Genomic DNA, 6,556 nt, shown 5'->3' with positions numbered 1-6,556 from the left:
CGGCGGGAGGCCAGGCCGGCCAGCTCCAACGGCGCGGTGCGCGCCTCGGGTCCGGACGGCATCGACATCTCCGGCGGCAGCGTGTCGTTCGGCAAGAACGTCACCGCCGACGCTGGCGCGATCCGCATCGCCAACACCGACCCGACCGGCACCACGCGCTTTGGCGCCGGCACCACGGTCAAGGCCGCCACCGGCTTCACCCAGACCGGCGGCGCCGGCCTGACGCTGCCCGCGCAGCTGCTGGTGACCCAGGGCCCCATCAAGCTGGGCGCCCCGGCCAGACTGCAAGGCGCGGAAGCGCTCATCCAGACCAACGGCGACATCACCGCCGTCGGCCTGTCGGGCCCGCAGACCTCGCTGACGCTGGCCGCCGGCCCGCTGGGCGCGCTGCGCATCGGCCTGAACGACGCGGACCCGAGCCACAAGCTGGACGTGGCCGGTCTCAGCGTGACCAGCGCCGGATCGGCCGATATCTGGGGTTCGATCGGCGGCAGGAACGGCTCCATGGCCGCCACCATGGTCCGCAGCTCGCTGGTCGGCGCGCCTTATTACATGAACGGCGCCACGTGGGGGCCGACGGACATGATCGACCGCCTGTCCGCCGTCACGGCGCCGCGCACGGTGATTCCCACCACGCCTACCGCTGGCCCGCTGTTCCGTGGTACGGTGCCAAGCAACGGCGTCGGCCCGGACGCACTGCGCGCCTATACGGACCCGCAGGTGCTGACGGTGGCCGCCGCCGATACCCGGCGCTTGCCGTCTGGAGACAACACGGTGCTGACCGTGCCGACCGGCAATCACCCGGTCCTTGAGGCCCCCGGCAATAATTCGCAGCAACCCGCTATCGAAGGCACCCCCTCCGATGACGAGCGCCGCGGCAACGACACGCAATCACGCACTCTCTGATCCGAGACCATGACTACGCAGACTTCGCTTCCCTTGTTCTACGAACAACCCCGCCCCCTGGCCCCCGGCGTGCATGCCAATCTGTCGCTGGCCGGCAATACCGGGTTCGCCTACGCCGCCAAGACCAACGCCGTGCCGCTGGTGGCCACCGAGCTGCCGACCGCGTGCCGCCATTTCCCCATCGTCTTCACCGACGGCGACCAGCCCACGCCCGTCGCGGTGCTGGGCGTGCGCGGCCAGGAAAACCTGTTCGTCGACGCCCAGGGCCAATGGCGCGCCGGCGCCTACATCCCGGCCTACGTCCGCCGCTATCCCTTCATCTTCATGGAGAACGAAGACCGCAGCCAGTTCACGCTGTGCGTTGACGAAAAGGCCGCCTCGGTGGTCGAGGGCCGCGACAACCCGTTCTTCGACGAGGCCGGCGAGCCCACCGCCCTGGCGCGCAGCGCGCTGGAATTCTGCCGCGATTACCAGAACCAGCACGCCTACACGATGGAGTTCGCGCGCGCCCTGGCCGACGCCGACCTGCTGATCGAGAACCGCGCCGACATCACCCTGCCCGACGGCCAGCGCCTGGCCATGTCCGGCTTCAAGGTGATCGACGAAGCCAAGTTCAACAAGCTGCCTGACGACGAGTTCCTGCGCTGGCGCGCCAACGGCTGGCTGCCGCTGGTCTATTGCCATCTGCTGTCGATCAATACCTGGCCCGCCCTGATCAACCAGGCGCAGCCGGCGGTCCCGGCCGAAGCCACCGCCGAGGCATAAGCGGACACCAGTCAGACCACGGGCCGGCGATCATGCCGGCCCGTTTCTTTTGGGGCTGGCGCCGATGCCGGCCCGGTCATGCGAACCCGGCCGGGACCGCGCCGCCACGCGCGTCAGCCACGGCGCTCGATGATCTGTCCTCCGCAATTGGTGTAGCACTGGTCATAGGTCGAGCTGCATTGCAGCTCGCCGAGCGGCTGGGAATGCTGCTGCGTGTTGAGCAGCATGCCATTGCCGGCGCCGCGCTGGCAGGCCTTGCGATCGTCGGCCGTGGACGCGCCCGCCAGGCAGGTGGCCAGCTGGTTGCCGCGCGCCAGCTCCGCCGTGGCCGCCTGCTGCGCGCCGGTCTGGCTGACGCCGGCGCGGCAGGTCTGCCGGGCGACCTCGCAGGTGGCCAGGCACTGCCGGCCGGCATCGCTGGCGGGCGGGATGTAGTCATAGGTGGTACAGCCGGCCAGCGCGAGCGCCAGCAGCGCCGCGCAACGCCGCGCGGCCGAAACGAGGAATGTCGGAGAGAAGTGGGTGGTCATGCTGCGGTGATTTCACGAAAGTGGTGTGGCGTCACAATCGTGCAGGCGCGCATCGCGGTCCGGGGCGGATCCGCGTCCCGTCACACAGGCGCAGGCACGGGCGTACTTGCCCGCGCATCACAACATGGCGCGCGCCACGGCCTTGCGCTGCCGGGTAATGCATTGTGAAGAGTTGTCCCGCCGCCGGCCACGATCTTCACGAACGCGGCGGCGCCCGCCATCAAGCCGCCGGCTGCGTGGCAATCTGCAGCGCGGCCAGCTTGCGGTACAAGGTCGCCCGGCCGATGCCCAGCGCCTGCGCGGCGACGCTTACCTGCCCTTGGGCGGCATCGAGCGCGTCTTGCAGGAGCTGCCGCTCGAACGTCCTCATGGCCTCGTCGTAGCGCAATGCGCCGCCGGCGGGCGCCGTCGGCGCCAACGCTATCGACGACGCGCGCCCGTCGCCCAGGCACCGCGCCAGCGCGCGGGCGTCGATGCGCGGCCCGTCCGCGAACATCACGGTGCGCTCCAGCGTATTGTTCAGCTCGCGGACATTGCCCGGCCAGGCGTGCGCCTTGAGCAGTCGCAGGGCTTCGTCGCCCAGCTCCAGATGGCCGAGGTGATGCTGGGTACAGAGCTTGTCGAGGATGCTGTAGCTCAGGGCCTCGATATCGGACAGCCGCTCGCGCAGCGCCGGCACCGGAATCGTCAGCACGTTAAGCCGGTAATACAGGTCGGCGCGGAACCGGCCCTGCGCCACCATGGCCGGCAGGTCCATCGACGTGGCCGCGATGATGCGCACGTCGGCGTGCACCACCCGGTTCGAGCCCAGCGGCTCGAATTCCTTTTCCTGCAAGGCCCGCAACAGCTTGCCCTGCAAGGGCAATTGCAGGTCGCCGATCTCGTCCAGGAACAGGGTGCCGCCATGCGCCAGCTCGAACTTGCCGACGCGGCCCTTGCGGTCGGCGCCGGTGTAGGCGCCGGCGGCCGCGCCGAAGAACTCGACCTCCAGCAAGGTATCCGGAATGGCGGCGACGTTGACGGTGACCAGCGGCTTGTCGGCGCGGCCGGACGCGCCATGGATGGCATGCGCCAGCAGCTCCTTGCCCGTGCCCGTCTCGCCCAGCAGCAGCACCGGCGCGTCCAGCGGCGCCGCGCGCCGCGCCAGGCGCTTGACCTCCAGGCTGGCCGGACTGTTGCCGACGAAGCTGGAGAAGTTGTACTTGGCCCGGCGCGCCTGCGCCTGCGCCAGCGATTGGCGGGTGGCGATCAGCTCCGCCTGCAGGCGCGTGTAGTGGCTGAACAGCGGCGTCAGCGCCTTCAGTTCGTCGAACAGCGCGAAGCCCACCGCCCCGATCACATTGCCCTGCAGGTCGCTGATCGGCAGCCGCGTGACCACCAGCGGGTCGCGGCCCGTTTCCATGATGTCGAGCAGGATGGGCTCGCCGGAGGTGATGACCTCGCGCAGCAGGCTGTTGGGGATGACTTCCTCGCAGTCCTTGCCGATGGCGTCCTGCGGATCGGAAAAACCGAAGCGCGCCGCGTAGTGCTGGTTCATCCAGACGATGCGGGCATCACGGTCGACCACCACCGTGCCCTCGCTCGACCGGTCCAGCATGTCGAACAGCGACCGCATGGTCAGCGCCCGCACGGACTCGTAATCGGTCAGCAGCGCATTGCCGGCGCGGGGCTCCACGCTGGATTCCATGTCGGCACGCATCGCGCTGTCACGCACGGCAGTCTCCCGGTTTCTCTATCTCGAGACGATCAGTCTCATTATTGATACACCCTGTTTTCGCGCCCGCGCCGCCCTGTAGGGCGCCTAGTTCGGCGCATTCTTGAGCAGGGTTCACGCACCCCTGTCTCGATATTGGGACGGATTGTACCCAGCCAGGCGGCCGCCACCGCGCGGGCAATGCGCCCGAACCTGGATTTACCGCAAGAAACCTCGCTTTTCCGAAAGCTGGCACGGCTTTTGCTACACGATGTAATCCGCCTCGCGCGGACGCATCACACAACAACGAGCTACACGGAACCATAGGAGACAGTATGTCGTTCCTCATCGTGATCGCCGCCCTGGCGTTCCTGATGCTGGTCGCCTATCGCGGCTACAGCGTCATTCTCTTTGCACCGGTCGCCGCCCTGGGCGCCGTCCTGCTGATCGATCCCAGCGCGGTCGCGCCGATCTTCTCCGGCATCTACATGGAAAAGCTGGTCGGCTTCGTCAAGCTGTACTTCCCCGTGTTCCTGCTGGGCGCCGTCTTCGGCAAGGTCATCGAGCTGTCGGGCTTCTCGGAATCGATCGTGGCCGCCGCGATCAAGTACATCGGCCGCTCGCGCGCCAACGCGGTGATCGTCGCCGTGTGCGCGCTGCTGACCTACGGCGGCGTCTCGCTGTTCGTGGTCGTGTTCGCGGTCTATCCCTTCGCCGCCGAGCTGTACCGCCAGAGCAATATCCCGAAGCGGCTGATGCCCGGCGCGATCGCCCTGGGCGCGTTCAGCTTCACCATGGACGCCCTGCCCGGCACGCCGCAGATCCAGAACATCATCCCCACCACCTTCTTCAAGACCACGGCCTGGGCCGCGCCCGCGCTGGGCGTGATCGGCGCGATCTTCATCATCGTCGTGGGCCTGACCTATCTGGAATGGCGCCGCAAGACCGCCGCCGCCCGCGGCGAAGGCTACGGCACCACGCTGCTGAACGAGCCCGAGCGCGTCGACACCACCGACCTGCCCAACCCGATCCTGGCGATCTCGCCGCTGATCCTGGTCGGCGTGGCCAACTTCGCGCTGACCCGGCTGATCCCACAATGGTATGGCGCGCAGTACACGGTCGACCCGCAGGTGATCCCCGGCGCGCAGGCCGCGCTGAGCGTCGCCACCAAGGGCGTCGTGGCCATCTGGGCCGTGCAGGGCGCGCTGCTGCTGGGCATCCTGCTGGTGCTGCTCACGGCCTTCCGCCGCGTCTATGAACGCTTCGCCGCCGGCACCAAGACCGCCGTGTCCGGCGCGCTGCTGGCCACGCTGAACACCGCGTCCGAATACGGCTTCGGCGGCGTCATCGCGGCCCTGCCCGGCTTCCTGGTGGTCAGCGATGCGCTCAAGAGCATTCCCAACCCGCTGGTCAATGCCGCCGTGTCGGTCTCGACACTGGCCGGCATCACCGGCTCGGCCTCCGGCGGCATGAGCATCGCGCTGGCGGCCATGTCGGACACCTTCATCCAGGCGGCGCAGCACATGCAGATCCCGCTGGAAGTCCTGCACCGCGTGGTCGCCATGGCCAGCGGCGGCATGGACACGCTGCCGCACAACGGCGCCGTCATCACGCTGCTGGCCGTGACCGGCCTGTCGCATCGCGAGTCCTATCGCGACATCTTCGCCGTGACCCTGATCAAGACGCTGGCCGTGTTCGTCGTCATCGGCGTCTTCTACCTGACCGGCCTGGTCTGACGCAACGCGGAGCCTTCCATCATGAGCGACATCACTTCCAAGCCCCTGGCGGGCAAGACCGCCCTGGTCACGGGTTCGACCAGCGGCATCGGCCTGGGCATCGCCCAGACGCTGGCCCACGCCGGCGCCAACATCGTGCTCAACGGCTTCGGCGACGCCGAGGCCGCCGTCCGGCAGATCGAGGCCGCGGGCGTGCGCGCCCTGCATCACGGCGCGGACATGAGCCGCCCGGCCGATATCGAAGACATGGTCGGCGCCGCCATCAAGCACTTCGGCGCCGTCGACATCCTGGTCAACAACGCCGGCATCCAGCACGTCTCGCCGATCGAGGCGTTTCCGGTGGATCGCTGGGACGCCATCATCGCCATCAACCTGAGCGCGGTGTTCCACGCCATGCGCGCCGCGCTGCCGGCCATGCGCGAGCGCGGCTGGGGCCGCATCATCAACATCGCGTCGGTGCACGGCGTGGTCGGCTCGGCCGGCAAGTCGGCCTATGTGGCGGCCAAGCACGGCGTCATCGGCCTGACCAAGGTCGGCGCGCTGGAAACGGCGGACAGCAACATCACCGTCAACGCCATCTGCCCCGGCTGGGTGCTGACGCCGCTGGTCCAGCAGCAGATCGACGCGCTGGCCGCGCGCGAAGGCCTGAGCGCCGACGACGCCAAGCGCCGCCTGCTGGGCGAGAAACAACCGTCGGGCCAGTTCGTCACTCCGCAGCAGATCGGCGAACTGGCGCAGTTCCTGTGCTCCGGCGCGGCGGACAATATGCGCGGCGCCGAGCTGAAGATCGACGGCGGCTGGACCGCGCAATAGGCATTTTGACCATCAGTAGTCCCGATACTGACAACGAGGAGATAAGGGTATGGACAAGGTTTATGCAAGCGCCCAGGAGGCGCTGGCAGGCATCGTCAAGGACGGCCAGATGA

At 68.4% G+C, this 6,556-nt stretch carries 6 protein-coding genes; 4 read left to right on the top strand and 2 right to left on the bottom strand.

Annotated elements, in window-relative coordinates; genetic code table 11:
- Together KDH83_RS28635 and KDH83_RS28630 are read left to right on the top strand one after the other, a co-directional pair.
- A partial coding sequence (locus KDH83_RS28635; protein WP_212322012.1) for a hypothetical protein occupies positions 1-906 on the top strand: 906 nt, incomplete at its 5' end.
- A gap of 9 nt (positions 907-915) precedes the next feature.
- Complete coding sequence (locus KDH83_RS28630; RefSeq protein ID WP_212322010.1) at positions 916-1,671, top strand: SapC family protein; 756 nt, start codon at positions 916-918, stop codon at positions 1,669-1,671.
- Between the two features lie 113 nt (positions 1,672-1,784).
- Here the strand turns inward: KDH83_RS28630 and KDH83_RS28625 are convergent, their stop codons facing one another.
- Both KDH83_RS28625 and KDH83_RS28620 read right to left on the bottom strand, forming a co-directional pair.
- Positions 1,785-2,201 carry a hypothetical protein gene (locus KDH83_RS28625; protein WP_212322001.1) on the bottom strand — a complete coding sequence of 139 codons (417 nt, stop codon included), beginning with the start codon at positions 2,199-2,201 and terminating at the stop codon, positions 1,785-1,787.
- Positions 2,202-2,421: 220 nt separating this feature from the next.
- Positions 2,422-3,816, bottom strand: coding sequence for a sigma 54-interacting transcriptional regulator (locus tag KDH83_RS28620; RefSeq protein ID WP_249205421.1), 1,395 nt, complete (start codon positions 3,814-3,816; stop codon positions 2,422-2,424).
- A 413-nt stretch (positions 3,817-4,229) separates the two neighbouring features.
- Between KDH83_RS28620 and KDH83_RS28615 the strand changes: the two genes are divergently transcribed.
- Both KDH83_RS28615 and KDH83_RS28610 read left to right on the top strand, forming a co-directional pair.
- The gene (locus KDH83_RS28615) at positions 4,230-5,630 is read left to right on the top strand and encodes a GntP family permease (RefSeq protein ID WP_212321999.1); all 1,401 of its coding nucleotides are present in this window, start codon (positions 4,230-4,232) and stop codon (positions 5,628-5,630) included.
- 21 nt (positions 5,631-5,651) lie between these two features.
- Positions 5,652-6,443 (top strand): 3-hydroxybutyrate dehydrogenase, encoded by a 792-nt coding sequence (locus tag KDH83_RS28610; RefSeq protein WP_212321996.1) that lies wholly within the window; start codon positions 5,652-5,654, stop codon positions 6,441-6,443.
- The last annotated feature ends 113 nt before the right edge of the window (positions 6,444-6,556 follow it).

The sequence above is a fragment of the Achromobacter sp. Marseille-Q0513 genome (assembly GCF_018195695.1).
Classification (GTDB): Bacteria; Pseudomonadota; Gammaproteobacteria; order Burkholderiales; family Burkholderiaceae_B; genus Achromobacter.
This window is presented reverse-complemented; position numbering and strand designations above follow the sequence as displayed.

What these genes read in the sequence shown, in the direction of transcription:
- KDH83_RS28630 (WP_212322010.1), top strand. Translation starts at nt 916, where the DNA reads ATGACTACGCAGACTTCGCTTCCCTTGTTCTACGAACAACCCCGCCCC.
- KDH83_RS28625 (WP_212322001.1), bottom strand. Translation starts at nt 2,201, where the DNA reads ATGACCACCCACTTCTCTCCGACATTCCTCGTTTCGGCCGCGCGGCGT.
- KDH83_RS28620 (WP_249205421.1), bottom strand. Translation starts at nt 3,816, where the DNA reads ATGCGGTCGCTGTTCGACATGCTGGACCGGTCGAGCGAGGGCACGGTG.
- KDH83_RS28615 (WP_212321999.1), top strand. Translation starts at nt 4,230, where the DNA reads ATGTCGTTCCTCATCGTGATCGCCGCCCTGGCGTTCCTGATGCTGGTC.
- KDH83_RS28610 (WP_212321996.1), top strand. Translation starts at nt 5,652, where the DNA reads ATGAGCGACATCACTTCCAAGCCCCTGGCGGGCAAGACCGCCCTGGTC.